This is a genomic window from Mycobacterium sp. NGS35 (assembly GCF_059812855.1).
The window spans coordinates 1-1991 of the sequence record NZ_JCALDL010000019.1 but is presented as its reverse complement, the minus strand read 5'-3'; the positions used below and the strand labels follow the sequence as shown (position 1 = coordinate 1991).

Annotated in this window: 1 protein-coding gene; it reads left to right on the top strand. The window is 68.6% G+C overall.

The genetic code is table 11. From position 1 onward, the window contains the following. A partial coding sequence (locus tag AC5Y4C_RS20925) for a non-ribosomal peptide synthetase (RefSeq protein ID WP_500008525.1) occupies window positions 1–1991 on the top strand: 1991 nt, incomplete at both ends.

The following is a 1991-nucleotide window of genomic DNA, read 5'->3' as shown; positions in this document are numbered from 1 at the left end:
AGGCTCGTACCGCAGCTTCGTCAGCTGGCTGGCCGGGCGGGACCAGGCGGCCGCGCGCGCGGCATGGGCCGAGGTGCTGGCCGGGTTTGACACTCCCACCCTGGTGGGTGCACCCGGCCGACTGAGTCTGGGCCCGCGCGCGGCGCTCTCGCGTCAGCTCTCCCAGGCGACCACCACGGCGCTGGCTGAGCTGGCCCGAGGCCAGCACACCACCGTGAACACGGTGTTGCAAGCCGCCTGGGCGCAGATATTGATGGAGTTGACCGGCAGCCACGACGTGGCGTTCGGCACCGCGGTGTCCGGTCGTCCGCCTGAACTGGCCGGTGCGGAGTCGATGGTCGGCTTGTTGATCAACACCGTGCCGGTGCGCGCGAACGTCACGGCGACAACGACGACGGCGGGGCTGTTGAAGCAGCTGCACCACTTCACCAACCGCACCCTGGAACATCAGCATCTGGCGCTGCCGGAGATCCACCGCGTCACCGGTTTGGATCAGCTGTTCGACACGCTGTTCGTGTTCGAAAACTATCCAGTCGACGCCGCCACGTTGGCGAGCTCCAACGGCCTGGGCATCACCGAGTTCAGCGGCAGGGAGGCCACCCACTATCCGCTGACTCTGCAAGCCCGGCCCGGCCTCCAGTTGAGCCTGCGCCTCGAATACGACGCCGACCTGTTCGCCGCCGACAGCATCGACGCACTCGTCGAGCGGTTGCGAAAGCTGTTGTGCGCCATGGCCGCCGACCCCAGCCGGCGGTTGTCGTCGATCGAGGTGCTGGACGCTGTCGAGCGTTCTCGGCTGGACGAGTTCGGTCACCGCGCGGTGCCGACCCAGTCGGCGGCGCCGGTGTCGATTCCGGTGCTGTTCGCCGAGCAGGTGACACGCAGCCCGCAGGCGGTGGCGCTGCGTTGCGACGGCCACGCGATGACCTACCGGGAATTGGACGAGGCGTCTAATCGCTTGGCGCACTTGCTCGTTGCCTGCGGAGCCGGACCGGGTGGATGCGTCGCCCTGCTGCTGCCCCGGTCAATCGACGCGGTCGTAGCGATCGTCGGAGTGCTCAAGACCGGCGCGGCGTACGTCCCGATCGATCTGGCGCATCCTGACGCGCGGATCGAGTTCATGGTCGACGACGCCGCGCCGGTCACGGCGATCAGCACATCGCATTTGCGGTCGCGGCTGGATGGCTGCGACGGGTTGGCGATCATCGACGTCGACGACCCGCGCATTCCGACCTATCCCGCGACACCGTTGCCGGCTCCGGCGCCCGACGATGTCGCCCACGTCATCTACACGTCCGGCACTACCGGCACCCCGAAAGGTGTTGCGGTAACCCATCACAACGTCACTCGACTGTTCCAGGGACTCGACGTCGGTTTCGCGATGGGGCCGGCACAGGTGTGGACCCAGAGCCACTCGTTGGCCTTCGACTTCTCGGTGTGGGAGATCTGGGGCGCGCTGCTGCACGGCGGGCGCCTGGTCGTCGTGCCGGAAACCGTCGCGGCATCTACAAAAGACCTGCGCGCCTTGCTGATTGACGAGCGCGTCACCATGCTCAGCCAAACGCCGTCGGCCGTCGCCCCGCTGACCCCCGCGGGCCTCGACGCAACAGCGTTGATGGTCGCCGCCGAACCCTGCCCACCAGAGGTGGTGGAGCGCTGGGCGCCGGGGCGGGTGATGGTCAACGGCTACGGGCCCACCGAAACGACGGTGTATGCCGCCATCAGCGCCCCGCTGGTCCCCGGCGCGGCGGTGGCGATCGGCTCGCCGGTGCCCGGGGCCGCCCTGTTCGTGCTCGACACCTGGTTGCGCCCGGTACCGCAGGGCGTGATCGGCGAGTTGTATGTAGCCGGCCACGGCGTCGGCGTGGGCTATGTGCGCCGGCCAGGGCTGACCGCATCACGGTTCGTTCCCTGCCCCTTCGGTGCTCCGGGCGCACGCATGTATCGCAGCGGGGACTTGGTGCGCTGGGCTCCCGACGGTCAGCTGCACC